Origin of the sequence: Pararhizobium capsulatum DSM 1112 (genome assembly GCF_030814475.1) — a bacterium.
In the GTDB taxonomy this organism is placed as follows: Bacteria; Pseudomonadota; Alphaproteobacteria; order Rhizobiales; family Rhizobiaceae; genus Pararhizobium; species Pararhizobium capsulatum.
Genome location: NZ_JAUSVF010000001.1, coordinates 3,581,965 through 3,607,388, shown reverse-complemented (window position 1 = coordinate 3,607,388; position 25,424 = coordinate 3,581,965). Strand labels below are relative to the sequence as shown.

Below are 25,424 nucleotides of genomic sequence, written 5' to 3'. Positions count from 1 at the left end.
AACATGGGCAATATAACCCTCAATAACGTCAACAAGACCTTCGGCGCCACGACGGTCATTCCGGGTATCAACCTTACCATCGAAGATGGTGAATTCGTCGTTTTCGTCGGACCCTCGGGCTGTGGCAAGTCCACCCTTCTGCGCATCATTGCCGGCCTCGAGGACGCATCAAGCGGCAAGATCGAGATCGACGGCAAGGATGTAACGGACGCAGCGCCGGCTAAGCGCGGCCTCGCCATGGTCTTCCAGTCCTATGCGCTTTATCCGCACATGACGGTGCGCAACAACATCGCCTTTCCCTTGAAGATGGCAAAACTCGACAAGAGCCTTATCGACAGAAAGGTCGAGGATGCAGCCCGCGTCCTCAATCTCACCAATTATCTCGAACGCCGTCCGGGACAGCTTTCGGGTGGTCAGCGTCAACGTGTCGCCATCGGCCGTGCGATCGTACGTGAACCATCCGCTTTTCTTTTCGACGAGCCGCTGTCTAACCTCGATGCCGCCTTGCGCGGAACGATGCGGCTCGAAATATCAGAACTTCACAACCAGCTGAAGACGACGATGATCTACGTCACCCACGATCAGGTGGAAGCCATGACCATGGCCGACAAGATCGTCGTCTTGAATGCCGGCAATATCGAGCAGGTCGGTTCGCCGCTCGATCTCTACCACCGGCCCAATAACCTGTTCGTCGCCGGCTTTATCGGCTCGCCGCGCATGAACTTCGCATCGGGTGCGACCTCGCAACCCTATGGTGCTCACACGATCGGTATCCGGCCCGAGCATCTACGACTTTCCAAGGAAAGTGGTTCCTGGAAGGGCATGGTCAGCGTCGCGGAACATCTGGGGGCCGATACCTTCCTGCACATCAAGGTCGAGGGCATCGGCCAGGTGACCGCCCGCGTCGCCGGTGATTTCGGCGCGAGCCATGGCGATGTGGTTTATCTCACGCCCGAGGAAGGGCGCATTCACCGGTTCGATGAAAAGGGACTGGCAATTCGATGAAGCGTCTTCAAGGGAAAAACGCTGTCATCACCGGATCTGGCGTACTTTCGCGGAGAGTTGCATCCACGAAAGTACAACGGTCGCGGCGGCAACTGGACGAGTTGACGCTCGTCGAAAGGAAGAAGAAATGACCACGAAACTTTCGCTCGCCAATCTCGATGCCATCAGGGCGACAGCCGCCGTTCCCGCCTATGAGCGGTCTGATCTGAAGGCCGGCATCATTCATTTCGGGGTCGGCAACTTTCACCGCGCACACCAGGCCATCTATCTTGACGACCTCTTCAACACCGGCCGTGGCCATGACTGGGCGATCATCGGTGCGGGCGTGCTGCCCTCCGACGAGACGATGCGCTCCAAGCTTGCCGAGCAGGACTACCTGACCACGGTGGTCGAGCAGGATAACAACAAGAGTGCCGCGCGTGTTACCGGACCGATGATCGGCTATCTCAGCCCCGGCAATCCGCAAGCCACGACTGCGCGGCTTGCCGATCCGGCGATCCGCATCGTCTCGCTGACGATTACCGAAGGCGGCTATTTCATCGATCCGGCCTCAGGCCTCTTCAACCCGAACCATCCTGCGATCGTTGCAGATGCCGAGAACCCTGATGCGCCGAAGACTGTCTTCGGCTTGATCATCGCCGGCCTGAAGCTGCGCAAGGAGCGCGGTATTCCACCCTTCACCGTCATGTCCTGTGATAATATTCCGGGCAATGGTGAAGTCACCCATGCCGCCGTCTCCGGTCTTGCGCGCCTCTCCGATGCGTCTCTGGCCGAGTGGATCGATGCCAATGTCGCCTTCCCGAATGCCATGGTTGACCGCATCACGCCGGCAACCGGCCCGCGCGAAATCGGCATTGCGGCCTCCGACTATGCCATCGACGATAATTGGCCGGTGTTCTGCGAGGAATTCAAGCAGTGGGTGCTCGAAGACAAATTCACGGCGGGACGTCCCGCACTTGAGGATGTCGGCGTCCAGTTCGTGCCGGATGTCGCGCCCTACGAACACATGAAAATCCGCATCCTGAACGGCGGCCATGCGGCGATTGCCTATCCGGCAGCGCTTCTGGATATTCATTTCGTCCATGACGCCATGGAAGAGCCGATCATCCAGGCCTTCCTCGACAAGCTGGAGCACGACGAAATCATCCCGATCGTGCCGCCGGTGCCGAACACAAACCTGCACGACTATTTCAAGCTCGTGGAAAAGCGGCTGCTCAACCCGAAGATCGGCGACACCATCCCGCGGCTTGCGCAGGATGGCTCCAACCGGCAGCCGAAATTTATCCTGCCCTCGACCGCCGACCGGCTGAAGCGTGGCGAGGATGTCGTTGGCCTGTCGCTGGTTTCGGCGCTCTGGTGCCGTTACTTCGAAGGCACGACAGATAGCGGCAAGCCGATCACGTTCAATGACGCCAGCGCCGACCGGCTTCGCGAGGCGGCACTGAAAGCCAAGGATAATCCCGATGCCTTCCTTGCGCTTTCGGATATCTTCGGCGAAGTTGCGAAATCCGATCTGTTCCGGAGGCGTTTTGCACATGCGCTGCAAACGCTCTGGAGCAAGGGCACGCGGGCAACCCTGCAGCTCTATCTCGACGGACATCTTGGAGATTGACGACATGGTGGCTTTCCCCTCGCGTAACCTCGTGGCCGCTTTCGGCCGGATTGCCGTTACGCGCGGGAGTTTTTGATGGCCGGCCTTTCTCCAAAGCTGGTGATCTTTGATTGCGACGGTGTTCTGGTCGATAGCGAACCGTTGTCGATCGAGGTATTGATCGGTGTCCTGGGCAATGCCGGCGTGGAGATGGATGCAGAAGAGGCGACTGAGCTCTTTCTCGGCAAAAGCCTAAAGACCATGTCGTCGATCCTGCATGATGAATATGGCCTGGCCGTTGATGATCGTTTCCTGGAGGAAATGCGGCTGGACCTCTATCGCCGTTTTCGGGCGGAACTGCAGCCGGTGCCTGGCATCGCGGCGGCCCTTGATGATCTGGACCTCGCGCGCTGTGTAGCCTCTTCCAGTCAGCCGGAGCGCATCCGCCTGTCGCTCACCATCACCGGCCTGATCGACAAGCTGGAGCCGTATATTTTCAGCGCGAGCATGGTTGAGCACGGCAAGCCGGCGCCCGACCTTTTCCTCCATGCGGCATCGCAGATGGGCGTTGCTCCCGCCGAGTGCATTGTTATCGAAGACAGCCCCGCCGGTATTCAGGCAGCCAAGGCGGCTGGCATGCGGGTCTTCGCATTTACCGGTGCATCCCATGCCAAAACCGAGCGTCATCTGACCTCTTTGCGACAGCTTTCGCCGGACGTGTTGTTTGACGAGATGAGCGATTTGATCCATTTTGTTCGAAAAGAACAAAGGGATGGGAACACTGCTTAATGCGCGATCTGCTCGTTGCTGTCGATGTCGGGACCGGCAGCGCCCGCGCGGGAATTTTTGACAGGCATGGCAGGCTGCTGGCCCGGGCGGATTATCCGATCGCGATGAACCGGCCAGAGGAAAACCACGCCGAACACGATTCCGAAAACATCTGGCAGGCGACCTGCATTGCCGTAAAGACTGCGCGCGCCAAGGCGGACGTTCCCGCGTCTTCGATCGCTGCGATCGGCTTCGATGCGACCTGCTCCCTGGTTGTCCGCGACCGGGACGGCGCGCCACTATCCGTCAATCGCAAGGGTGATCCCAGGTGGGATACCATCGTCTGGCTCGATCATCGCGCGCTGGAGCAAGCGGATGCCTGCACCGCGACCAACCATCCGGTTCTGGCCCATACCGGCCGGGTCATGTCGCCGGAAATGGAAATGCCCAAGCTGATGTGGCTGAAGCAGAATTTGCCCGTGCAATGGAAAAAGACGGGTTACTTCTTCGATCTTGCCGATTTCATGTCCTGGAGGGCAACGGGCAATCCGGCGCGGTCGCGCTGCACGCTAACGGCAAAATGGAATTATCTGGCGCACAAGGAAGAGGGTTGGAGCACCGATTTTCTTGGCGAAATCGGCCTCGATGACCTGCTCGAACGTGGCGGCTTGCCCCATGAAACGACGCCTGTCGGCCAATCCGTTGGCACGCTCACTGCTGCAGCCGCGATGGAACTGGGTCTGGACGAGGAATGCCGCGTTGCGACCGGCCTGATTGATGCCTATGCCGGCGCGATCGGCGTGTTGGGTGGTTTTGCTGATGATAGCAGCAAGCTGGAGCGGCAACTGGCGCTGATTGCCGGAACGTCGAGCTGCATTGTTGCCTTTTCCCAGACGATGAAACCGGGTTTTGGTTTGTGGGGGCCGTATTTCGAAGCCGGCTTTGCAGGGGCGTGGTTGGTCGAAGGTGGGCAGTCCGCCACGGGCGCTCTGCTCGATCATGTAGTCCGCAGCCATAGTGCGGGAGGAGATCCGACCCCCGACGTTCACGCTCGCATCGTTTTGCGTATTCAGGAGTTACGCTCCGAACATGGACCTGATTTTGCCGGGCGACTGCATGTGTTGCCGGATTTCCACGGAAACCGTTCGCCGCTCGCCGACCCCCATGCTCTTGGCGTCATCAGTGGACTGACGCTCGACAGCTCGTTTGATGCGCTTTGCCGGCTCTATTGGCGCACCTGCGTTGCCATCGCGCTCGGTATCCGCCACATCCTCGATATGATGCGGGAGGCGGGCTACGATCTCGATACGCTTCATGTCACCGGCGGTCATGTGCGCAATCCGCTTCTGATGGAACTCTATTGCGATGTCACACGATGCCGTGTGGTCATACCACATGCCAATGATGCGGTTTTGCTTGGTACTGCGATCGTGGCAGCCGTGGCTGGCGGGCTTTATCCGGATCTCGCGGGGGCCGGGCAGGCGATGTATCCCGGTGGCCAGGAGCATCGGCCCGATCCGGCAACGCGTGACGCCTACGATCGTGACTACAGGAAATTCCTGAGCCTTTACCGACACCGGGCGGAACTTGAGGCGCTCTGAAACCTGCGTCGATCACCTTCAAAAAAAATTGAAAATTTTTCTGAAATCTCCGGAACCTTTTTTCTCGAAGGCCGTTTACGGGATGTCCGGATACGGTTCGCATCGCCCCCAATGCGAACGCCCCCAACGAGATCCGGCATCAGCTCACATGCCCCCTCGGTGAGTTGTCGATATCAGCCAGTGCCTTCCCCCGGCGCTGGCTGTTATCTTTTTAGAGTTTGTCACGGAAAAGTGGAAACCGGTTTTCCCGAAAAGACAAACGCAAACAAAAGAATCTAGAGGACCAATCACTTCAGCATCATCCTGAAATGCTTGTCGGCTCACTCTTCCAGCCGGGTGATGATCTCGTATTCGCGGGCGGGCACGATCAGTCGGTATTCGATCTGATCGGGGCTCGTGAGATAATAGGCCTTGCCGTCCACGGCCGAGGGAACAACACGTTCCAGCACTGTGCGTCCGAACGGGCGTTCGTCCACTTCCTCCGTGACAATGGAGGGCGGGAGGTGCTCGATCCAGTTGATCTCGACAGCCTTGCCGCCTTCGTGGATGGTTTCGAAGCAATTGATCGTGAGAGACGTGACCCCGACGGCAAGCGCGCCGTGCGACGCTGAGTTGACCACGAGCTCATGCAAGGCGAGGCCGATATGCAGGGCCGCGTTGGGGGACAGATACGCGTCGATGCCCGTAATGGCTGCGGGCATTTCCGGGTCTGGCCAATAACCCTGAAGCTGCTTTTCGACGAGCGTAAACAGAAACACGCCGCGCCAGCTGGAATCGGTTACCAGATCCTGAGACGAGGCAAGCGACTGGATACGTCCTCGAAACGTCACGAGGAAACAGTCGAGCGACAAGGCCTGACGCGCTGTCTGCGTGGCGACGCCTTGAATGATGGCGAGCAAATTTTTCGAGCGGTGGCTCAATTCGCGCAGAAGCGTGCGCAGGACGCGTTCTCGGCGATGGCTTTCCGATATGTCGGTGATGACCGACAGGACACCACCTTGGTGGCTCTCAATCCTTTCGATGTCTATGCGGTATATGCGCTGTCCGCTGGGATTGGTGATGTCCAGCTCCAGCGACTGCCCTCCGCTTCCGTTGAGTGCCAAACGCTTGGCTTCGATCAGCCTCTTGCCATGCTCCTCACCGAACATCTCCGCATCGGGATCATTTCCTCCGGATGTCGACAGGCCTTGGGGAAGGGGACCGACGTGTAGAAGCTCAAGGTCGGGAGATTGGAAGAGATAACCAACGCCAGTTTTCTCCAGAACCAGCTTTGTGAGATGCGCTCGGATAAGGTCACTAGCGTCTGGAGGGCGTGTTTTGCCGTCGATGGCCACTTCGGGTCGCCCTTCATCATATGCGTCGCTCTTGCTGGCGGGCGCAGTCACTGCCATTTCTGCGTCGTGTCGCAACGCTTCGTCAAAAAGGGCTGCGGGCGAATATCTTCGCCCGCAAGGCCGGTTCCTGGATTTCCTGCCGCGTCAGGCGGCTGCCTTGGTCGACTCGTTGAAGAAGAGCGCCTGGCTTATCAGCGCCTTGACCATATCCGGGTTGAAAGGCTTGGTGACGAGGAAGGTGGGTTCCGGCCGTTCGCCCGTCAGCAGTCTTTCCGGGAACGCGGTGATGAAGATCACCGGGATTGCCGCGCTCTGTAGAATTTCGTTGACCGCATCAATGCCGGAGCTGCCATCGGCCAACTGAATGTCTGCGAGAACCATGGAAGGTTGTGTCGTCCGGAACAGGGCAACAGCCTCGTCGCGCGTGCGCGCAATTCCGGTTACCCGATGACCGAGGCTCTCGACCATCTGTTCGATATCGATCGCGATCAGGGGTTCATCTTCGATGATCATGATGTCGGTTGCGACCTGACGCGAGATTTCTTCCGACGCGCGTTCAAGCAGTTTGTTGACGGCTTCTTCCGATGAACTCAGGACTTCTGCCGTCTCGCTCGTGCGGAAACCTTCGACGGAAACCAGAAGGAACGCCTGGCGTGCCATGGGCGAGACCGATGCCAGATTGATCGACGCGCGTTTTTCCCATGCAAAGGGCGAGACCGGTTCGGGGATCATCACCGAAGATGAACCGAACAGCTTCGTATAAAGCTGGAACAGGGCCACTCTGTCATTGCTCGCATTCGGAAAAATGGAAACATCCGCGATCAACGCTTCGAGAACGGCAGCGACGTAGGCGTCACCGGAGGTCTGGGATCCCGTCAATGCTCTCGAGTAACGGCGCAGGTAAGGCAGGAACGGAGCGATCCGGGTAGAAAGTGACATACAAAATACTCCCTCAATCTGGCTTGGGTTCTGTTCGCCAGCATGGCTCCAAAACGTGCCGTAAAAAAAAAGGTTCCCGCGATGGAACATATTTTTTCATCGCGCATTACCGGCTCAGATGAACATCGAAGGTTATGTGAGTTTATGATCGAGAGAGTTGGGGCGGTGCGCGAGGTTGATAAATTTACGCGCGCAGAAGATCCGAATGCGCAAATTGCAGCCAAGCTGCGCGCGCTCTATATTTCCGTACAGGAAGAGGCCATTCCAGATAAATTTTTGGACCTGCTCGAAAAACTCGACGCAGTTGAGCGGCAAACCCTTCCGGATGTGGCAGAATGAGCGAACGCGTGAACGCTGAAGAGTCGGGTTTCAAACGGGAAATGCTGGCGGCTTTGCCCAGCCTGCGCGCATTTGCGATGTCTTTGATCGGGCGGCACGACCGGGCCGACGATCTCGTGCAGGACACCATCATGAAGGCCTGGGCCAAACAGGACCATTTCGAGATGGGCACCAATATGAAGGCATGGCTATTCACCATCCTTCGCAACGAGCTTTACAGCCAGATGCGCAAGCGCGGGCGTGAGGTGCAGGATAGCGACGGTTACTTCACCGAGTCGCTTGCCCAGCATCCCGCTCAATACGGATCGCTTGACCTGCAGGACTTCAAGCGGGCGCTCGATATGCTGCCGCCCGATCAGCGGGAAGCCATCATTCTTGTCGGCGCTTCCGGGTTTTCCTATGAAGAAGCTGCGGAAATTTGCGGATGCGCGCTTGGCACGATCAAGAGCCGCGTCAACCGCGCGCGCCAGCGTCTTCAGGATATACTGCAGATTTCCGGTGAAGGTGAGTATGGACCTGATGCGACGTCCGCCCCCATGACGTCACGCGCGTTCGTATCCTGATCTCTTCAAAGACCGACACGGCGCGGCAGTTCCACTGCCGCGCCGTTTTCCGTGTTTGTGGCCAACTGCTCCCCGGCAGCGTTGCGCCATCGGTGACAATAAGGCAGAACAGGATGTCCGGTCCGGGAAGATGTCTGAGTGGGAATAAATTGGTCCCCGATCGCAAACGGATCGGGGCTTGGGGTTTGAAATTTTGATGACGGAGTCGACGATATTGCCGGCGGAGGATTACCCCGCTCTCGCTTCGCTTCCACGGCTGGAAGCTTTGCGAAATTTCGTCCCCGACATGACCGAGCCGGATTCTGATTTCGATGCGTTGACAGCCATGGCTGCAACAGTTTTTCAGGCACCCGTCGCTCTCGTGACGCTGCTGGACATTCGTGATCAATGGTTCAAGTCGGCTGTTGGCGTCGATCAGACCAGCGCTCCGGCGCGATCGTCCTTTTGCGCTCATGTGATCGACGAGGCGGAGCGCGGAGAACTCGTGGTGCTCGATGCCACGAAAGACCCTCGGTTCATGTCGCAACCCTTTGTAGCGGCGGAGCCATTTCTTCGTTTTTACGCGGGCGTGCCTATCCTTATCGAGGGCCAGGCTGTCGGCACGGTCTGCGTCTTCGATGTCCAGCCCCGCGAACAGGTCGATCCGACCTGGCTCACTCAGTTGCACCGATTGTCCGAAATGGCTTCTGCACTTCTACGTCTGAAGCACGAGAGCCGCCAGCGTGCGCTCAAGGAAGCGGAGATATCCCGCGAAGAGCAGCGTCACGAAATGGCGCTGGATGCGGCCAATATCGGGAGCTGGCTGTGGAATATTCGAACGGGTGAAGTGTCATGCAACCACGCCATGACACGGATGTTCGGCATGGAGCCTTCGGTTACCATTCAGGCAAAGGATATTTTCGCGGCTATCCATCCCGATGACAGGCTGGCAGCACTTTCAAGGCTTCGCACGGCAATGGCCAATGGCGAGGAATATGATGGGCTGTTTCGGGTCACCAAGGGCGGGCGGTGGCTTTTGGGCCGGGGCCGGGTGCATGAACGGGATTCTGCCGGCCGGCCGAGCGTATTCCTCGGCATCAATGTCGATGTCACCGAGGAACAGACTTCCAACCAGCGAACCCGGCTTCTCCTGAGGGAACTCAATCACCGGGTGAAGAACACGCTGGCCATGCTTCAGTCGCTCGCCCGCCAGACACTGCGCACCACCAGCGACCCAAAGCAATTCATGACCGCATTTGCCGGTCGCCTGCAGGCGATTTCCGAGGCCCACGGATTGTTGTCGGATCATGAATGGGGCGCCATCCGGCTCTCGGCGCTTCTACACAAGCAGCTTGCGCCCCACGTTCGCGATTACGATCGTCAGGTCGAGATCCACAAGGACGAGATACTGCTTGGCCCCGATCAGGCTGTCGGGCTGGGGCTGGTATTACACGAATTGGCGACCAACGCCGCGAAATATGGGGCGCTGACGCGCGCTGAGGGCACGGTCATTATTACCGCCCGCAAGGTCGATGAAGACGGCATGCAGGTGCTGCGTATGATATGGACGGAAGTCGGTGGGCCGCCGGTGGCCGAACCTGATCGCAAGGGTTTCGGTTCGATCCTGATCGAACGCAGCCTGGACAAGGTGATGGGAAGCTCTGTTGAAGTCCAATACCTGCCGGCAGGCGTCACTGCGCTGGTGCGCCTGCCGCTTTAGCCAGCAACAGAAATTTCAATCCCAAAAAAGATCAGTCTTCGCTGCCGCTTTTCTTGCGGGTGAGACCTAGAAATGCGCCTAGCGCCACGGCGACGCCGGCGGCAAGCAGCGGCTGCTGACGAACCAGCGAAAGTGCGGTTGCGGCGATGAGGCCAGTCTGAAGCTGGGATTGACGGCGGTTTTCCAGAAGGATGCGGCGGTCGCGGGCGCGCACATAGGCAAGAATACAAAGCACGATAATGCCGAGAATGACGAACGCGCCCGCCACCAGGGCCGCTGCCACCACAGGCGGATAGAGGGTCGCGAGATACAGGGCGCCGGCGATCACTGCAAAAATATAGGCATTGAGGAAAAGAAAACCGGCAATCAGCCAATAGATACCGTTGCGCTTGTAGCGGGAAACGGTCGCGCCGACGTCGGTCATGATCAGCGTCGAGAGGAGTGCCCCCAAAGAGCCCATACTTCATCTCCAGATTGCGCGGCCCGCGGACAAGGGGTACCGTTACACGTGGTTCGGCATCAGTCTTCAAGCCTATGAGCGTCGTCATAGCCCGGAATCGCTCACAGCAAAAGATGATGCAGGAAATCAAGGTGTTGGATCGCCCGATTTCAGGCGATCCGTTGCATTGTCGATTTGTCTGATCGATCAGCGACGAAGCATGATGGCAAGAAGAACGCCGACGGCTGCGGCTGCCCCGATCGTCGCAACAGGATGCTCGCGAACGCCCTGTCGAACCTGACGCTCTGCCACGGCATAGCGGTCGCGGAGTTCGGAGAGAAGCAGCTCGCCCTGTTCGCGCAGGTCGTCAAGGCCGGTTTCCGCATGGCCGCGAATATCGCCGGCTTTCGTGCGGACATCCTTGGATGCCTGTGCGCCGCGTTTCGATAAAAGATTGCTCAACGTCGCGATATCGTCGCGGATTTCACTCAGCTGGTCATCGACGGAATTGAGGAAGGCGCCGTTGCGCTTCTTGGCGGAACTTGAAAACAGGCCAGTGGCCATGGGAAGACTCCTTTCGTGCCGCGGGTTCGGCTTTCCCCAGGCAGATAAGCCGGGGGTTCGTGTCGAAACGTCTCGAAAGGGGTTTTGTTCCCCGGATTCTGGTCAGGCACCGGCAGTGTGGGGCAGAACGAAGGGTACTGCGTCGGTTGGTATGGCATTGACCCGCATCGGGCAACCAAAGACGTTTTCCATGACGTCATCGGTCATGACCTCTGCCGGGCGGCCTGCCGCGTGGACCCGTCCGCTGCGCATCATCACCATGTGGTCAGCGAACATCGCCGTCAGGTTGAGGTCGTGCATGATCGCAATGACGCCGCCGCCGCGACGGCAGAAATCGCGCGCCAGCCGCATGATCGTCAGCTGGTGTCGGATGTCGAGGCTGGAAACCGGCTCGTCGAGCAGCAGGAAGGCGGGTTCGCCGTTCTGCAATGGATCCCAGATCTGGCAGAGTGCGCGGGCAAGCTGCACGCGTTGCTGTTCGCCGCCTGAAAGCTCCTGGTAGAAGCGACCGGCAAAGCCGGACAGATCGACAGCCTCAAGCGCTTCGCGGGAAATGCGGTCAATCTCGTCGGATTGGGTAGCCACGCCGACAGAAAGTCCCATGCGCACGATCTCGCGTACGGTGAAGGGAAAGGAGATGACGGTGGCTTGCGGCAGGACTGCGCGCTTCAGCGCCAATTCCCATGGTTTCAGTGTGGCAAGGTTGTATCCGTTGATGCTGACGGAGCCTTCGTAGCGGGCTTCCCCGGCGAGGGCGCGCATGGTCGTGGTCTTGCCGGAGCCGTTCGGTCCGACGATGGCTGTGAGCTTGCCCGCCGATGCTTCGAGATCGATACCGTGAAGCACTTGGGCGCCCGAAAGTCGGACGGAAACGTTGCTGGCCTTGATCATTGTTCGTCCTCAAAGCCCCATGTGAGAGCGCCCGCGCAGCAGGATCCACAGGAAGAAGGGGGCGCCGGCAAAGGCTGTGATGATGCCGATCGGCAGCTCGGCAGGCGGTACGATGGTGCGGGCGATCATGTCTGCGAAAATCAGCAGCGTGCCGCCGAGAAGCGCCGAAGCCGGCAGCAGGAAACGGTGGTCCGGCCCGATGACGAGGCGCAGCACATGCGGCACGACGATGCCGACGAAGCCGATGCCACCACTGACGGCGACCGAAGCTCCGGTGGCGGCAGCGACGCTGACGATGGCGACGTTCTTCAATCGCTGAACGGGGACACCCATGTGGAACGCGGCTGCCTCGCCCAATGTCAGGGCGTTGAGACCCCGCGAGAGGAAGGGAACGACGGCCAGTGACAAAAGAATGATTGGTCCCGCCGCCAGAATTTTCGTCCAGCTGGCACCAGCAAGCGAACCAAGGCCCCAGAAGGTCAGGTCGCGGAGCTGCTGGTCGTCGGCAACGAAGATCAGGACGCCGGTGACGGCGCCCGCAAGTGCGGCGATGGCGATGCCTGCCAGGAGCATCGTCGCAACGGATGTCTGGCCGCTGCGGGTCGCGATCCGGTAGAGCAATAAGGTCGTGGCTAGGCCGCCGAAGAAGGCAGCGACGGGCAAGGCATAGAAGCCGAAGACAGCGAAGACCGGGCCGAAGAAGGCGCTGCCGAGCACGATGATCAAGACCGCTCCCAGGCTTGCGCCGGAAGATACGCCGACGAGACCGGGATCGGCCAGCGGATTGCGAAACAGGCCCTGCATGACCGTGCCGGAGACCGCAAGTGCGGCGCCGACCAGCATGCCAAGTACAGCGCGCGGCAAGCGGATGTCGAGAATGATGATGCGGTCACGGATGCTGAGCGCCTGTTCTGCCGTCTCGGTTCCCGTCAGCCAGCGAAACAGGTTGCCAAGCGATGCGTCGGCGGCACCGGTCATGATTGAAGCCAGGAAAGTAGCGATGGCCAGTACGATCAGGACTGCGATCAACAACCGCGCTGCTTGGGAGCGGTCGCCGGCACGCCAGTCTTCCTTCATGCGCGTCGGGGCGCCATGGCCATTTTCAATAGCCATATTACTGGGAGGCATTCGGCTTTTTTCCGTAGATTGCGGCATTAAGCTCGCGCACGGCGCTGGCCGTGCGGGGGCCGAAGCCAAGCAGGTGAAGTCCATCCATGCGGATCACGGCCTTGTCTTTTGCGGCAGGTGTCAGGCTGAGGGCCGGATGCGCCAGAAGCTCGTCGTCACCAGCGCCGTGGCTGCCGCCGCGCGTCATCATCAGGATAACGTCGGGCTTGGCTTCGATGATGGCCTCATCCGTCAGGGGCTTGTAGCCAGCATAGGTGCCGGTCGCATTGACGGCGCCGGATAGACGGATGATGCCGTCGGCGGCGGTACCGCTGCCCGAAGCCATGATCTTGCCGCCCTGGGTGCTGAGGATGAAGAGAACACGCTTGCGCTCCGCGTCCGGCCGCTTTTCGGCGTCGGCCACAGCCGCATCGAGATCGGCCTTGACGGTGGCACTCAGGACAGCCGCTTTCTCGGGTACACCGAGAAAATTGCCGACGCTCTTGATCTTGTTCAGGATGCCCTGGCTGTCGAATATCTCGGGGACGGTTTCGAACGCGATATTTGACTGCTTGATAACGGCAAGCGCTTCCGGTGGGCCGCTGCCCTTGATGGAGATGATCGCGGTCGGGTTGGTCGCGATCACCCCTTCCGGCGAAAGCTGCCGCATGTAGCCGACATCAGGGATTTTGAGGACTGCTTCAGGATACATGCTGGTGCTGTCACGGCCCACGAGGCGCTTTTCCTCACCGAGCGCGTAGATGATCTCGGTGATGGCGCCGCCGATCGAAACCAGACGCGCGGTGTCGACTGCCTGCATGTCTTCGGCAACGGCGTTGCGTACGAAGACCGGTGCCTCCGGCGAGATTGCGGGCAGGACGAAGGGAGCGGCCACCGCGAAGATGGCCAGTGCCTTTTCCCAGGAACGGAGCCTGCGCAGATCGAGAAGCTTGCTCATGACGTTTCCTCTCAGGCCGCAGCCGTGGTGTCGAGCTTCTGCAGGCCTTCCATGATGGCGCGCCATTCCGGGCGTTCGGCAAAGCCTTCCTTGCGCTTGCCGAAGAACTGGATGACCATTTCCCCTTTGGCATCCAGCGCTTCAAGCGAAGTGACATGGCCATCAGCGGTCGGCTTGCGCACGGCCCATACCTCGGCAAGGTGATCGGCACGCAGGTGAAGATGGAAGGTCGGGTCGAAGATGTTGATCCAAGGCCCCATCTGCTGGATGGTTTCGATCGGGCCGGAATGGATCTGGATCATGCCGTGATTGCCGACGAAGCACATGATCGGCAGACCGGCTGCGGCACTGTCGCGCATCATCTGCTCAACGGCAGACGGAGCGAGCAGCCAGGCATACTCTTCACCAACGGAATGCAGCGCCTGCCGGCGGCCGACCTTCAGGTTGCGGAGCAGGCCGTGGAACTGGTGCGTGTCCGTCATCTTGCTCCAACGATCGCGGAGTTCTGCGACATCGAGCGTGGTATCTTCGGTTTCCGCCACCGATGTGGCTATCTTTTCGACGAATTCCTGCGATTGGTCATCGAGGCGGAAATCGGCAACGATTGCATGGTAGGCGCCGAGATTGGATTCCGGCCGCAGATGAACCTTGTGGACGGCAACGCCCTGCTTGTCGAAGAACTGCAGGCTGTGGCGAATGTTTTCACCATCCGTCTTGGCCACGGCAAAGCCATAGGCCCAGGCACGCGGGAAAACACGCAGATCGATCTCGCTGCCAAGAACGATCGATGCCTGCGGGCCGGTGGACGCCTTTTCGAATGGGCCGATCTTTTCATGCACGGCGCTTTCGTTGCGGGTAAGGGCCATGACTGTCCCAAGCTCCGGCGCGCGCTCCAGAAAGCGATTGGCGCTGCCGTCGATGCGGATGGCGGTCAGCCCACATTCGGCAGCAACGAGCGCTGCTTCCGAAACGCCAAGCTGGGCGGCGATATCGCGCTCGCGCATCTTGCTGTTTTCTGCGCGGTAGGCGCGGATTTCGACTGGGGTCGGACGGGTGCTGGTGGTCATGATCGCCTACTTGTTCAAAATAAGTTTGCCCTGACGGGTGATTTTCATGCGGTAGATCGCGCCGTCATGGGCGATCTGGATTTCGGTTTTGCCACGAAAGAGATCGTGGCTATCGATCATGCGGGGCTTCGTGTCGGTCTGCACGGGCACAATCACTTTTTCTGGTTCATTCGATGTCAAAGTCTGTGGGTCCTGACGGAACGTTCCGGGAGGCGTTTTTCGCCGATTTTCGGTCATTCCTTGCGTTCGTATCTTGACTTCCATACTCACCTTTTATTATGGACGCAATATATGATTTTGCGGGTCAAGTTATTTCCGGTGCGGCTTGAAAAGGTGCCTCTTGGATGCCCTGGAAATCATGGAAATCCGCCACTCCAGGCCAGTTTTTAGGAATGGGCAACATGATCACGACGATGCGCGCACTCTCTCTTGCCATACTGGCGACGGCGGCCCTGCCGAGCCAAGTCCTTGCTCAGGACGCAGCGGGCAAGCTTGCCATCGAACTCAATGAACTCACGCCATCTGAAAAGGGCTGCAAGCTGACCTTCCTCGCGACGAACGGTTTCGAGCAGTCTCTGGACAAGGCATCCTTCGAATTCGTCCTCTTCGACGAGAAGGGCCTGGTGGAGCGCATGGCCGTTCTCGATTTTCGCGATCTGCCCGCAGGCAAGGTCAAGGTGCGTCAATTCGACCTGCCCGGTACCAAATGCGAGGCGGTCAAAAGCATGCTGATCAATGACGCACCCGTTTGCACCGGGCAGGGCGTTGGCAAGGGCGCCTGCATGAAGGGTCTTGCGGCCGGCTCGAAGGCTTCCGTGGAACTGAAGGGCTGATGCAGCTAGCGCATCGGTATCTGTCATGAAGACATTGATGAAATGGACGGTCGCCGTCGGTCTGTCGTTGCTTGCGCATGCGGGAGCTGCAGCACTGTTCCAGCCTGAAAATGAAGAGGTGACCGCGCAGGTGGCTGGCGGCGAGGCGATGGAAGTCACTTTGCTCGGCAACGCCTTCGAGGAGACCCTGCAGGCGGGCAATCCCACCGAGCAGCCGATCGATCCGCTGGAAACGCCGCCGGAAGAGGTTCAGCCCGTCGAGGAAACGGCACAGGTCGAAGAGATCCGGCCAGTGGAGACAGAAATCCCGTCAGAAACGGCGACGGATGTTCAGCCGGTCGAGGCCGACGTGGTGCTTCCGGCGGAAGACATTCCGCCGATGATTGTTGCCGACGCCGAAGTGACGGCGACGGTAAGCCCGGTCGAGACGGTAATCCCCGAGGAAAAACCCGAAATCCAGCCTGTGCCTGAAGAGATTGAAAAACCCAAGGAAAAGCCTCCGGAAGAAAAGCCGAAGAAGAAGGTGGAGCGCAAGAAGCCGGTAAAGCAGAAGGCGGGCGATGCCGGGCAGAACGTTGTCTCAACACAGAAAGGGCAGGCCGACGGCGCGGCTGATGCCAAGGCCAGTACGTCCAGCGGCAAGAAGGGCAACATGAACCAGCAGGCCGGCAATGCTGCGGCCTCCAACTATCCCGGCAAAATTCGTTCCAAGCTGAACCGGGCTTTCCGTTATCCGAATTCCGCCAAGCGCGAAGGGCTCAGAGGCACCGCGCAGGTGCGCTTCACCGTGTCTTCCGGCGGTTCCTTAACGGGGGTGAGTATCGCTAAAAGTGCAGGCTTCCCGATTCTGGACCAGGCGGCTATCGAGGCTGTTCAGCGGGCTGCTCCCTTCCCTAAAATTCCGGATGGCGCCGGCAAGAGCAGTTGGACGTTTACAATTCCCTTGGCTTTCGGGCGTTGACGCCACAAACTAACCCGCTGTATCGAATGCATTATCGCTGCTCTCTGTCACGCAGGAAGCGGCGTTTTTTGTTCGAAAGAAATTCTCAAAAAATATGATAAGTCATGTTTATACTTTACTATTTTTATCAAGTTTACTAGGGTCGCGCTCAACGAAACGAGCGGCATTTGCCGCCACGACAGATCGGGAGTTGCACATGGGTGACAAGCGTCGACAGCAGCGCGGCAAGGAAAAGCAGCGCGACACCGGCCGGCAAGCTGCACCCGCTGTCGCGGCAGATTCTTCCAAGCCTACTCTTGAGGGGCGCAGCTTCCTCTATGTCGGTGGCCGTGATTGTCAGGTCGCGCATCTGCGCCAGATCGTCACTTCCTTCGGCGCCGAATTGATCCACCATGACGGCGGCCTGCGCGAAGCCGTTTCGCGCATCGACAACGTGCTTCCCTCCGTAGACTGCGTTTTCTGCCCGATCGACTGCATCAGCCATGACGCATGTCTGCGCGTCAAGACGGGCTGCAAGAAGTGGGGCAAAGCCTTTGTTCCGCTGCGCAATGGCAGCAAATCCAGCTTTGAGCGAGCGCTGCAGGAAATGAGCGAAAAGCGCGCCAACTGAGCCGCGCCTTGCCGAGAATCATTGGAGTCTATGAAATGAACAATGATCGTCCCGATCAGATGACCATGATCGGCCTGCACAAGCTTGCCGACCAGATCGGCGACGGCATGGTGCCCGAGCTCTATGAATTGCTGAGCCAGCATTCGACGCATGAGCTTGCGGCTGCAAATATTACGCCATTTCCGGTTGATCTTGTGCGCTTGCCTCGTCGTTCTCCCCATGCGATTTCAACACTTGCGCATGCTTTGGGCGGGAAAATTCTGCTGTTTCCGAGTTCCGCCGCCAAGCGTGACGGATTGCGCAGGAAGCAGGGCTGACTCAAAACGTTGGCTTTCGATTTGTGGAGTTGACGATGTATTTTGCGATGAATCGCTTCAGGATAGCGATCGGGCACGAGGAAGCCTTCGAGGCCGTCTGGAAGAACCGCGATTCCAGCCTTGCCGAGGTGCCGGGGTTCATCGAATTTCGCCTTCTGCGCGGCGAAAGCTTTGCGGACGAGGGCTATACGCTCTTTGTTTCGAACTCTACCTGGAAAGATCGCGACGCCTTCGCGGCGTGGACCAAGTCCGAGAATTTTCGCGCTGCCCACAAGAGCGCCGCAGACAATCGGGCGATGTATCTCGGTCCGCCGAAGTTCGAAGGTTTTTCGGTCGTCGAAGGCGCCTGATCCTTCGATCGGGCATTGGTGGTCGGGGTGGTTCAGCCTGCCTTCTGAGGAAGGAGCGCGCCGACTGCGAGCGTCAGCCAGCCGATCATCATCAGTGTTCCGCCTGTGGGAGCCGACATCGGAAAGAGGCCGTGCCCGGCGAAATGGCGCATCGTCAGGTCGGCTGCAAACAGTGCCGTGCCAAGTGACAGCAGGAGCGCGGAGGTAGCAGCAAGCCGCAGTTTTTCCCACGCTGCCGCCAAGGCGATAAGCGCCGGGGCATGGGCAAGGCACATGGCGGAGGCGCCGCCAAGCAGCCGCGGATCGGCGCCATGCGACGCGGCGGCAGCGGCTGCAACGCCGGCTGCGCCCATCATCCCCGCAATGAAGGGCAGCACGCGGCGAAAATCCCTTGCGGCCATCAATTCTCTTCCTTGTTCTGCATGTGGTGCGCAAGCCGCGTGATCGGCTCGAGAATGATCGCGCGCAACTGCGGGTGGGCAACGGTCTCCTCAATCGCCAGATTGAAGCACATCAGCCACTCATCGCGCTCTTCCGGTCCGATTTCGGCGACGAAATGGCGGCGCCTCAGCATGGGGTGGCCGCGTTTGTCCGTATAAAGCGGCGGACCGCCAAGGTAGCCGGTCAGATATTCATAGAACTTTTCCTCGCTGCCGCTGAGATCGGTAGGGTGAATGGCCCGGCAGCGCGCGGCGCCCGGGAGGGTGTCCATCAATTCGTAGAAGCGGTGCGTGAGCGCACGCACCGTCTGGTCGCCACCGATTGCTTCGTAGAGGGTCTCTGTGCGCGGTTCCGTCATCTTGCCTTTTCGCTTGGCGGGCGGGCAGGGACTGAAAGCGCTGCCCAGGTTTCTTGCCTTTCTCTACTCCGATCATTCGCCGCAACCAATCTCCATTTAGGCTAGCGGCCGGCGTTGCGGCAATTCATCGCGACTTGCGCACGCAAAAGTTTACATATTGACAAACCGTCCAGATGGTATCTTTATACGATTATGTCCCTCGCTCACCACAGATTGAAGCGTCCCCGGCTCGTTCGCCAGCAATTGCTGGAAGTTGCTGCGCGCCTTTCCCTGGAAAACGGGGTTGCCAGCGTAACTCTGGATGCGGTGTCCCAGGCAGCCGGCGTCAGCAAGGGAGGGTTGCTGCACCATTTCCCTAGCAAGATGGCGCTGCTCGATGGCCTTTTTGAGGATCTCACGTCAAAATTCGATCATGCGATCGATGAGGAAGTGCGCAACGACCCGGTCGCTCATGGGCGTTTCAGTCGGGCCTATTTATCTGTCGTCTTTCCGCTGGGCGATGAAACAGGGCAAGGCCATGAAGAAGCACAAGGCTGGCGTGTCCTGACCATCGCTCTGCTGGCGGAACCAGTCTTGCGTGATCGCTGGCGCCAGTGGGTTGGTGATCGGGCCGATGAGTTTGTGGGTACGGACTCGTCAACCAATTGCCTCCTTGTGCGGATGGCAGCAGACGGGCTGTGGCTTGCCGATATTCTTCACAGCCACGATATCGGTGAGGAAGAGCGGATGGCGCTGTTTTCCAACCTGAAAACTCTTTCCTTCCAATAGATTGCGAGCACCCATGAGCCTTCCTATGCTGTATCTCGTGCTGGTGGTCGCGATCCTGTTTGAAGTGCTTGGTACATCGGCGATGCAGGCGGCCCAGCACTTCACCCGTGTCGTTCCGACGGTGACGATGGTCGTCTGTTATGCCATTGCCTTTTTCTGTCTGTCCTACACGCTGAAGAGCATACCTGTGGGCATCGCCTATGCGATCTGGAGCGGACTCGGCATCGTTCTGATCTCGCTCGTTGGCTATTTCGTCTTCGGCCAGAAACTCGATCTCGCTGCCATGGTTGGGCTGGGGTTGATTATTGCCGGCGTGCTCGTCCTCAATCTTCTTTCCAAATCCTCCGTCCACTGAGGGAGAGCGGTCCGCTTCGGTGTTGCCTTTTCAAGCCTGTTTCTGCTTGCAAAAATCCGGGCGACGTCTTATCGCTAAAATTTGAAAGCGGTTTCAATTTTTTGAAACTACCCGATCGAGGGTGGTGAATTGATGACGAGGAAGGAAGACACATGACTATCAAGGCGGTCGTCTGGGGGGAAAATATCCACGAGCAGACGAATGCGATCGTGCGCGGCATCTATCCGAATGGGATGCACAACACGATTGCGGCGGCGCTCAATTCGGATCCCGCAATCGAGGCGACGACGGCGACATTGCAGGAGCCGGAGCATGGCCTGACGGTCGAGCGGCTGGCTGAAACCGATGTTCTGCTCTGGTGGGGCCACAAGGATCATGGCGCCGTCAGCGACGAAGTCGTCGAGCGCGTCGCCAAGCGCGTCTGGGAGGGCATGGGCCTGATCGTGCTGCATTCCGGCCATTTTTCCAAGCCGTTCAAGCGGCTGATGGGCACCCCTTGCGCGCTGAAGTGGCGCGAGGCTGGCGAGCGCGAGCGCCTGTGGGTCATCAACCCGCGCCATCCGATCGCGGCCGGGCTGGATGAGAACTTCGTGCTCGAGAACGAGGAAATGTACGGCGAGCAGTTCTCAGTTCCGGAGCCGCTGGAAACCGTGTTCATCTCGTGGTTTGCGGGCGGTGAAGTGTTCCGCTCGGGCCTGACCTGGCGCCGCGGTGCCGGCAATATCTTCTATTTCCGCCCAGGCCACGAAACTTACCCGACCTATCATGATGCCAATGTGCACACAGTGCTGCGCAACTCGGTGAAGTGGGCCTATAACCCGCAGGGAACCTACACCGCCATTCATGACGCGCCGAATGTCCCGGTCGAAAAGGCGCTGGAACCGATCATCGAGCGCGGGCCGCGCCTGCATCAGGACGGTGAGGAGGGCTACAAGTGAAAACCGTTCGCCTTCTTATTCTCGGCACCGGCGGCATGGCCAACACCCATGCGATGAATTTTTCGATGATCGAGGGCGTCGAGCTTGTCGCCGCCGTCGATGTCGACATCGCCCGTGTCGAGGCCTTTGCCGCTCGCCACAAGATCGAAAATCGCTTCACCTCGCTTGATGAGGCGATTGCCTGGGGCGAGTTCGATGCGGTGACCAACGTCACGCCGGACAAGATCCATCACCCGACAACGCTGAAGCTGGTTGCCGCCGGAAAGCATGTGCTGTGCGAAAAGCCGCTTGCGGAAGACTATGCCAAGGCCGACGAGATGGCTCGCGCGGCTGAGGCATCCGGCCTCGTCACCATGGTCAACCTGACGTACCGCAACGTCGCGGAGGTGCAGAAGGCCCGGCAGATGGTGCTTGCCGGGCAGATCGGCAAGGTTCGTCATATCGAGGCTTCCTACCTGCAGAGCTGGCTGGTGTCCAAGGCCTGGGGCGACTGGTCGACTGAGTCCCAATGGCTCTGGCGTCTCTCCACCAAGCACGGTTCGAACGGCGTGCTCGGCGATGTCGGCATCCATATCCTTGATTTTGCCGGTTATGGCGCAGGCAGCGATGTCGAGCATGTCTTTGCTCGACTGAAGACCTTTGACAAGGCGCCGGGCAACAAGATCGGCGAATATGATCTCGATGCCAATGACAGCTTCACCATGACGGCAGAATTTGCCAATGGCGCCATGGGCGTCATCCACGCGAGTCGTTGGGCCGTCGGCCATCTGAACGAGCTGCGCCTGCGAATGCATGGAGACAAGGGGGCGATCGAGGTCATCCATACACCTGATGGTTCGACGCTGCGGGCTTGCCTGGGCGCGGATATCGAGAAGGGTGTCTGGAAGGATGTCGACGCGGGGACCGTGCTGACCAACTACCAGCGCTTCATCGATGCTGTTCGAGCTGGAAAGACCGAGGAGCCGGGCTTCCGCCATGCCGCGGAGCTGCAAAAAGTGCTCGATCTGGCGATCCTTACGGAAAAGGAACGGCGCGAGCTGTCCGTATGACGTTGTCCGTCTGACAAGGCGATTGAAAATCCGCGGCCGCCTTACCTTCAGGGTGCGGCGGCCGTCGATCTGCGAACGACCAGTTCTACAGGCCAGACTTCCCGGAGGCTTTCGGCCGGCTTGCCCTGCAGGAGTTCGAGCAGCATTTCCGCGATCCGGGCGCCTGCGGCACGGATGGACGAGCGCGTCGTCGAAAGCGTCGGAACGAGGTTTTCCGGGCTGATATAGGGAAACACGTCGTCATGGGCGATGAGCGAGATATCTTCGCCGACCTTTAGTCCCTCAATCCGGATGGCCCGCATCGCGCCCAGCGCCGACATCATCGAGCCTGCAACGACCGCTGTCGGCCGGTCCGGAAGTTTCAAGAAGCCCTGCATCAACCGGAAACCCATTTCATCCGTGAATTCGCCGTTGCCGGCGAGGGCGGGGTCGAGTGGGAGGCCGTAGTCTGTGAGCGCCGTCTGGTAGCCGTCCTGGCGATGTTCGGCAAAGATGCGGCCGCGATAGCCGTTGAGAAACGCGATGCGACGGTGGCCGAGGTCGAGCAGATGCCGGGTCGCCTGATGCACGGCGCCGAAATTGTCGATGTCCAGCCAGCCAAAGGCACCTTCTGCCTGCGGACGGCCATGGACGATGAAGGGCAGGCGCAGGCTTGTCAGGAGTTCTACACGCGGATCGTCGATATAGGGCGAATGAAGAACAACGGCATCGACACGTTTGCTCGCGGCAAGCCGCCGATAGGCGGTAAGCTCGGCTTCGGTGGAGTCGACCGTCGAGACGAGAATGTCGATCTCTTCCTTCTGCAGCCGGTTGCCGAGACCGCCCATGAATTCGCTCGTATGCGGGCCGAATTCGCCACCACCCTTCAGCACAATGCCGATTGCTCCAACGCGACCCGTCGCAAGTCCGAGTGCGCTGGTATTGGGGCGATAGCCGAGTTCAAGAGCCGCGCGCAGCACCTTTTCGCGGGTTGACTGCTTGACCTCGGGATAACCGGAAAGAGCCCGACTCACCGTGGTTTGCGACAGTTCCAGCCTGCTGGCGAACTCCTTGAGGTTCATGCATAAATTCCCTTTTCAGGGAAGCTTATCGTAAAATCGTGGCGACTGGAATGAAATTGCGGGTAGAGCGTTTCATTGTTAAATGGAAGCAATTCTGTTGGCTCAAGCCGGCCGACAAAGTGGACGGCCGGTTTGAGCCAACCCGTCGGCCGCCGTCTCGACCGCAACTTCGGCTGCGCTCTTCGCCAGCGTCCTTGGTCCTGGCCGAAATTCCTTCCGGCAGAATGGTTCCATTTAACAATGAAGCGCTAGCCGCCGATGCCGGGCACGCCGACGCGGATTGCCTTCGAGAACTCCGGCGTATCGCCAGCTTCCTGGCCGCGTCTGCTGATCGCGCCGCCGGCCCTGAGCTGGGTGAGATCAAAGCCCGGCGTAAAGCCTCCAACAGTGGCAATATAATCGGGCAGATAGCCGGAGAAGAGCAGCCGGTAGTCGATTGGCAGGCCATCCACGATGCGCGCCACCATCTGGTAGACAATCGTTGTGCAATTGGCCGTCACGGTATTGTAGAAACTGGGCTCGGCTGCCAGCTCGTTGGTTTTTTCAACATAGGCGAGAAACAGCGAGCGGATAGCGGCAGCCGGCATGTTGATGCGATAGAGGTAAACGTCTTCCTTGCGGATATTGGTTCGCAGGAGAACGATATCGCGCTCATCTGCGGCGATCACGCTGGTTTCGAATTGCTTGAAGAATCCGCCGATCTCGGAGAAGGCCTCGCCGCGCTCTTTTCGGATCTCGACGGAATAGGTCACGAATCGGCCATCCGAGAATCCGAAGGAAATGAGCGTGTGGGCAATCGCGGGGCTTGACCAGTAGGATAGCAGGAGATCGACCGAAACGACCTGGTCCAGCTGGTAGCTGCGATCTTCCCATGCGACATCGTAGTCGGCCTCGGTGCGCCAGTGAAAGTTGCGGACGTTGTGCAGGTCTACGCGGTTCCCGACAACTGTTCCGGTGGTCATTTGGCCGACTTCGTCGGCCCAATCGCGCGTGTTGCTGGGCTTGACCGTGTTCCACCAGACCAGCAAGGCAACAAATAGCAGTCCATAGACGAACAGGGACGGAATGCGCCGTCGCCGCAAGCAAATGAGGGCCAGCACGGCCAGTGATGCCAGCGCCCAAACGGCGGCTGCTGTCGTGCCTGCACCCCGCCCGCCGGGGAAGCGATAGGAAAGAGCGAAGCCACCCCAGACGCTGGTTGCCGCGACGAGTGCGAACAACACAATCCATGTTCCGGCGCTGATCAGCCGACGGAAGGTCGATCGTGTCCCTCCAGACATCTTACTCCCCTACAGCAGTGGTCAGCGTGTTGCCGGCGCTGGTGTTCAGCCGGTCGATCTGGCCCTTGTAGTTTTGCCGCGTGTTCGGATCGAAGATCAGGATGGGGGCGCTGACGGCGAGGCTGGCGGCGCTTCCGACGGTCTGCGCGGTGCCGAGGGCCACCGCGCCAAGCCTGTCGCCGAAGCCGATATTGGAATCGGTAACCGTCTGGCCCTCGATCAGCCGGTCGCCCAGAAGCCGCACCACTTCCGGGCTTTCCGCGAACTTGCCGTGATTGAGCTTGTCTCCGCTCTTGACCGCTGTCAGGTCGATAACGGTGATGCCCGATCTTTCAAGCGCCGAGCGATAAGGCTCCTGCGAGGGATCGATCTGGCCCACACGATCGACATTGCCGGAGATCCGGCGCGAAAGCGCCAGCGCACGATCGTCGCGTGACACGAAAATCGTGAATTTGGGCTTGTCAGGCCCCATGGCCAACCACTGAGTCTTGAAGACATCGACGTCCAGATCCGGCGATGCCAGGATGACGTCCTTGATCTTCGGCTTCACGCGGCCATCGCGGATTGCCATCTGGCGCAGTGCCTCGATTGTCAGCCAGGAGCCCATGGAGTGGGCCATCACGGTGATTTCACCAACTGAAGGATCATCGGCAGCGTTTCTCAGCAAACGTTCCAGCGCATCGCGCGAGTAGTTGGTGCTTTCCTTGTCGTAGTTGTAGTCGAAGACGCTGGCGCGCGAGGGCCAGGTGAAGATCACTGGCGCAACGTCGGTCTTGGAATCGTGAACGATCTGCGCGTAGCGATAGACAGCATCTTCGTAGCGGTTGTTGAAGCCGTGGACAAAAACCAGCACGCGCCGGCTTTTCGGCATTCTCTCCTTCAGCCAGTACCGCGCGTCGGCGAAGTCGGCCAGGGGTTTGACGCTGACCGTCGAAAAGTCATGCTCCGGATCGGCCGGAAGTTTTTTCGGCCATTGCACCTGGCCAACTTTCCGGTTCTTCTCGGGCGGTATGGAAACGACGATCTCTGCTGCCGTCACATGATCTGCCCGTTCGCCGCCGAAGAGCACGCCCGGGTCGGCAGAGGGCGCGCGCGTTGTGGCAACCAGGAGGTCAACCTTGGTCGCGTCGCTTGCCGTGCCGGAGGGAACGAGTACGCCGACAGCGCGGCTGGCGCAGCCCGTCAGCGATAGTGCCGTCGCAAGAAAGATCATTTGCGCAGCAAGCCGCATGCCTTTG

30 protein-coding genes are annotated in these 25,424 nt (G+C 59.3%); 16 read left to right on the top strand and 14 right to left on the bottom strand.

Annotated features, from left to right (window positions below):
* Positions 1-3: 3 nt before the first annotated feature.
* From QO002_RS17440 to QO002_RS17425, 4 genes are all read left to right on the top strand, one after another.
* Complete coding sequence (locus QO002_RS17440; RefSeq protein ID WP_307231937.1) at positions 4-1,005, top strand: ABC transporter ATP-binding protein; 1,002 nt, start codon at positions 4-6, stop codon at positions 1,003-1,005.
* A gap of 127 nt (positions 1,006-1,132) precedes the next feature.
* Entirely contained in the window at positions 1,133-2,617 is a 1,485-nt protein-coding gene (locus tag QO002_RS17435) for a mannitol dehydrogenase family protein (protein WP_307231935.1), read from the top strand.
* Between the two features lie 75 nt (positions 2,618-2,692).
* Complete coding sequence (locus QO002_RS17430) at positions 2,693-3,385, top strand: HAD family hydrolase (RefSeq protein WP_307231933.1); 693 nt, start codon at positions 2,693-2,695, stop codon at positions 3,383-3,385.
* Complete coding sequence (locus QO002_RS17425) at positions 3,385-4,965, top strand: FGGY-family carbohydrate kinase (protein ID WP_307231931.1); 1,581 nt, start codon at positions 3,385-3,387, stop codon at positions 4,963-4,965. Before QO002_RS17430 ends, QO002_RS17425 begins: the two co-directional genes overlap by 1 nt.
* Positions 4,966-5,285: 320 nt before the next feature.
* On the opposite strand, the gene QO002_RS17420 is transcribed toward QO002_RS17425, so the two are convergent.
* Positions 5,286-6,356, bottom strand: coding sequence for a sensor histidine kinase (locus tag QO002_RS17420; RefSeq protein WP_307231929.1), 1,071 nt, complete (start codon positions 6,354-6,356; stop codon positions 5,286-5,288).
* Between the two features lie 87 nt (positions 6,357-6,443).
* The gene (locus QO002_RS17415; RefSeq protein ID WP_307231927.1) at positions 6,444-7,238 is read right to left on the bottom strand and encodes a response regulator; all 795 of its coding nucleotides are present in this window, start codon (positions 7,236-7,238) and stop codon (positions 6,444-6,446) included.
* Between the two features lie 144 nt (positions 7,239-7,382).
* Here QO002_RS17415 and QO002_RS17410 point away from each other — a divergent pair, with 144 nt between their 5' ends.
* The 3 genes from QO002_RS17410 to QO002_RS17400 all read left to right on the top strand — a co-directional run bounded on the left by QO002_RS17410 (position 7,383) and on the right by QO002_RS17400 (position 9,839).
* Positions 7,383-7,577, top strand: a complete 195-nt coding sequence (locus tag QO002_RS17410; protein ID WP_307233483.1) for a NepR family anti-sigma factor — start codon at positions 7,383-7,385, stop codon at positions 7,575-7,577.
* Positions 7,574-8,140, top strand: a complete 567-nt coding sequence (locus QO002_RS17405) for an RNA polymerase sigma factor (protein WP_307231924.1) — start codon at positions 7,574-7,576, stop codon at positions 8,138-8,140. Before QO002_RS17410 ends, QO002_RS17405 begins: the two co-directional genes overlap by 4 nt.
* A 196-nt stretch (positions 8,141-8,336) precedes the next feature.
* Entirely contained in the window at positions 8,337-9,839 is a 1,503-nt protein-coding gene (locus QO002_RS17400) for a sensor histidine kinase (RefSeq protein ID WP_307231922.1), read from the top strand.
* 31 nt (positions 9,840-9,870) lie between these two features.
* Here the strand turns inward: QO002_RS17400 and QO002_RS17395 are convergent, their stop codons facing one another.
* From QO002_RS17395 to hemP, 7 genes are all read right to left on the bottom strand, one after another.
* The gene (locus QO002_RS17395; RefSeq protein WP_307231920.1) at positions 9,871-10,299 is read right to left on the bottom strand and encodes a hypothetical protein; all 429 of its coding nucleotides are present in this window, start codon (positions 10,297-10,299) and stop codon (positions 9,871-9,873) included.
* Positions 10,300-10,485: 186 nt separating this feature from the next.
* Positions 10,486-10,842: a hypothetical protein gene (locus QO002_RS17390; RefSeq protein ID WP_307231918.1), complete on the bottom strand. Its 357-nt coding sequence runs from the start codon at positions 10,840-10,842 to the stop codon at positions 10,486-10,488.
* Between the two features lie 102 nt (positions 10,843-10,944).
* Positions 10,945-11,733, bottom strand: coding sequence for a heme ABC transporter ATP-binding protein (locus tag QO002_RS17385; protein WP_307231916.1), 789 nt, complete (start codon positions 11,731-11,733; stop codon positions 10,945-10,947).
* Between the two features lie 9 nt (positions 11,734-11,742).
* The gene (locus QO002_RS17380) at positions 11,743-12,861 is read right to left on the bottom strand and encodes a FecCD family ABC transporter permease (RefSeq protein ID WP_370878512.1); all 1,119 of its coding nucleotides are present in this window, start codon (positions 12,859-12,861) and stop codon (positions 11,743-11,745) included.
* A complete protein-coding gene (locus tag QO002_RS17375) occupies positions 12,848-13,798 on the bottom strand; it encodes a heme/hemin ABC transporter substrate-binding protein (RefSeq protein ID WP_307231914.1) in 951 nt (316 codons plus the stop codon). The genes QO002_RS17380 and QO002_RS17375 overlap by 14 nt, the downstream gene beginning before the upstream one ends.
* 11 nt (positions 13,799-13,809) lie before the next feature.
* On the bottom strand, positions 13,810-14,865 hold the full coding sequence (locus QO002_RS17370) for a hemin-degrading factor (protein ID WP_307231912.1): 1,056 nt from the start codon (positions 14,863-14,865) through the stop codon (positions 13,810-13,812).
* Positions 14,866-14,871: 6 nt separating this feature from the next.
* The gene (gene hemP, locus QO002_RS17365; RefSeq protein WP_307233479.1) at positions 14,872-14,985 is read right to left on the bottom strand and encodes a hemin uptake protein HemP; all 114 of its coding nucleotides are present in this window, start codon (positions 14,983-14,985) and stop codon (positions 14,872-14,874) included.
* A gap of 293 nt (positions 14,986-15,278) precedes the next feature.
* Here hemP and QO002_RS17360 point away from each other — a divergent pair, with 293 nt between their 5' ends.
* The 5 genes from QO002_RS17360 to hmuQ all read left to right on the top strand — a co-directional run bounded on the left by QO002_RS17360 (position 15,279) and on the right by hmuQ (position 17,936).
* Entirely contained in the window at positions 15,279-15,698 is a 420-nt protein-coding gene (locus tag QO002_RS17360; protein WP_307233476.1) for a hypothetical protein, read from the top strand.
* A 25-nt stretch (positions 15,699-15,723) separates the two neighbouring features.
* Positions 15,724-16,659 carry an energy transducer TonB family protein gene (locus QO002_RS17355; RefSeq protein WP_307231910.1) on the top strand — a complete coding sequence of 312 codons (936 nt, stop codon included), beginning with the start codon at positions 15,724-15,726 and terminating at the stop codon, positions 16,657-16,659.
* 196 nt (positions 16,660-16,855) lie between these two features.
* A complete protein-coding gene (locus QO002_RS17350; protein WP_307231908.1) occupies positions 16,856-17,269 on the top strand; it encodes a DUF2325 domain-containing protein in 414 nt (137 codons plus the stop codon).
* 35 nt (positions 17,270-17,304) lie between these two features.
* Positions 17,305-17,586, top strand: coding sequence for a hypothetical protein (locus QO002_RS17345; RefSeq protein WP_307231906.1), 282 nt, complete (start codon positions 17,305-17,307; stop codon positions 17,584-17,586).
* Positions 17,587-17,621: 35 nt separating this feature from the next.
* The gene (gene hmuQ / locus QO002_RS17340) at positions 17,622-17,936 is read left to right on the top strand and encodes a heme-degrading protein HmuQ (RefSeq protein ID WP_307231904.1); all 315 of its coding nucleotides are present in this window, start codon (positions 17,622-17,624) and stop codon (positions 17,934-17,936) included.
* A 32-nt stretch (positions 17,937-17,968) separates the two neighbouring features.
* Here hmuQ and QO002_RS17335 read toward each other — a convergent pair whose 3' ends face one another.
* Positions 17,969-18,337 carry a DUF423 domain-containing protein gene (locus QO002_RS17335; RefSeq protein WP_307231902.1) on the bottom strand — a complete coding sequence of 123 codons (369 nt, stop codon included), beginning with the start codon at positions 18,335-18,337 and terminating at the stop codon, positions 17,969-17,971.
* The gene (locus tag QO002_RS17330) at positions 18,337-18,735 is read right to left on the bottom strand and encodes a group II truncated hemoglobin (RefSeq protein WP_307231900.1); all 399 of its coding nucleotides are present in this window, start codon (positions 18,733-18,735) and stop codon (positions 18,337-18,339) included. The genes QO002_RS17335 and QO002_RS17330 overlap by 1 nt, the downstream gene beginning before the upstream one ends.
* Before the next feature lie 192 nt (positions 18,736-18,927).
* Here QO002_RS17330 and QO002_RS17325 point away from each other — a divergent pair, with 192 nt between their 5' ends.
* The 4 genes from QO002_RS17325 to QO002_RS17310 all read left to right on the top strand — a co-directional run bounded on the left by QO002_RS17325 (position 18,928) and on the right by QO002_RS17310 (position 21,845).
* Positions 18,928-19,503 carry a TetR/AcrR family transcriptional regulator gene (locus QO002_RS17325; RefSeq protein ID WP_307233474.1) on the top strand — a complete coding sequence of 192 codons (576 nt, stop codon included), beginning with the start codon at positions 18,928-18,930 and terminating at the stop codon, positions 19,501-19,503.
* Between the two features lie 13 nt (positions 19,504-19,516).
* Positions 19,517-19,858, top strand: coding sequence for a DMT family transporter (locus QO002_RS17320; RefSeq protein WP_307231898.1), 342 nt, complete (start codon positions 19,517-19,519; stop codon positions 19,856-19,858).
* A 152-nt stretch (positions 19,859-20,010) separates the two neighbouring features.
* Positions 20,011-20,796 (top strand): ThuA domain-containing protein, encoded by a 786-nt coding sequence (locus QO002_RS17315; RefSeq protein ID WP_307231895.1) that lies wholly within the window; start codon positions 20,011-20,013, stop codon positions 20,794-20,796.
* The gene (locus QO002_RS17310; RefSeq protein ID WP_307231893.1) at positions 20,793-21,845 is read left to right on the top strand and encodes a Gfo/Idh/MocA family protein; all 1,053 of its coding nucleotides are present in this window, start codon (positions 20,793-20,795) and stop codon (positions 21,843-21,845) included. The genes QO002_RS17315 and QO002_RS17310 overlap by 4 nt, the downstream gene beginning before the upstream one ends.
* A 47-nt stretch (positions 21,846-21,892) precedes the next feature.
* Here QO002_RS17310 and QO002_RS17305 read toward each other — a convergent pair whose 3' ends face one another.
* The 3 genes from QO002_RS17305 to QO002_RS17295 form a co-directional block, all read right to left on the bottom strand.
* A complete protein-coding gene (locus QO002_RS17305; protein WP_307231891.1) occupies positions 21,893-22,906 on the bottom strand; it encodes a LacI family DNA-binding transcriptional regulator in 1,014 nt (337 codons plus the stop codon).
* A gap of 248 nt (positions 22,907-23,154) precedes the next feature.
* A complete protein-coding gene (locus QO002_RS17300) occupies positions 23,155-24,186 on the bottom strand; it encodes an Lnb N-terminal periplasmic domain-containing protein (RefSeq protein ID WP_307231889.1) in 1,032 nt (343 codons plus the stop codon).
* Position 24,187: 1 nt separating this feature from the next.
* A complete protein-coding gene (locus QO002_RS17295; protein WP_370878556.1) occupies positions 24,188-25,417 on the bottom strand; it encodes an alpha/beta hydrolase in 1,230 nt (409 codons plus the stop codon).
* Positions 25,418-25,424 lie beyond the last annotated feature (7 nt).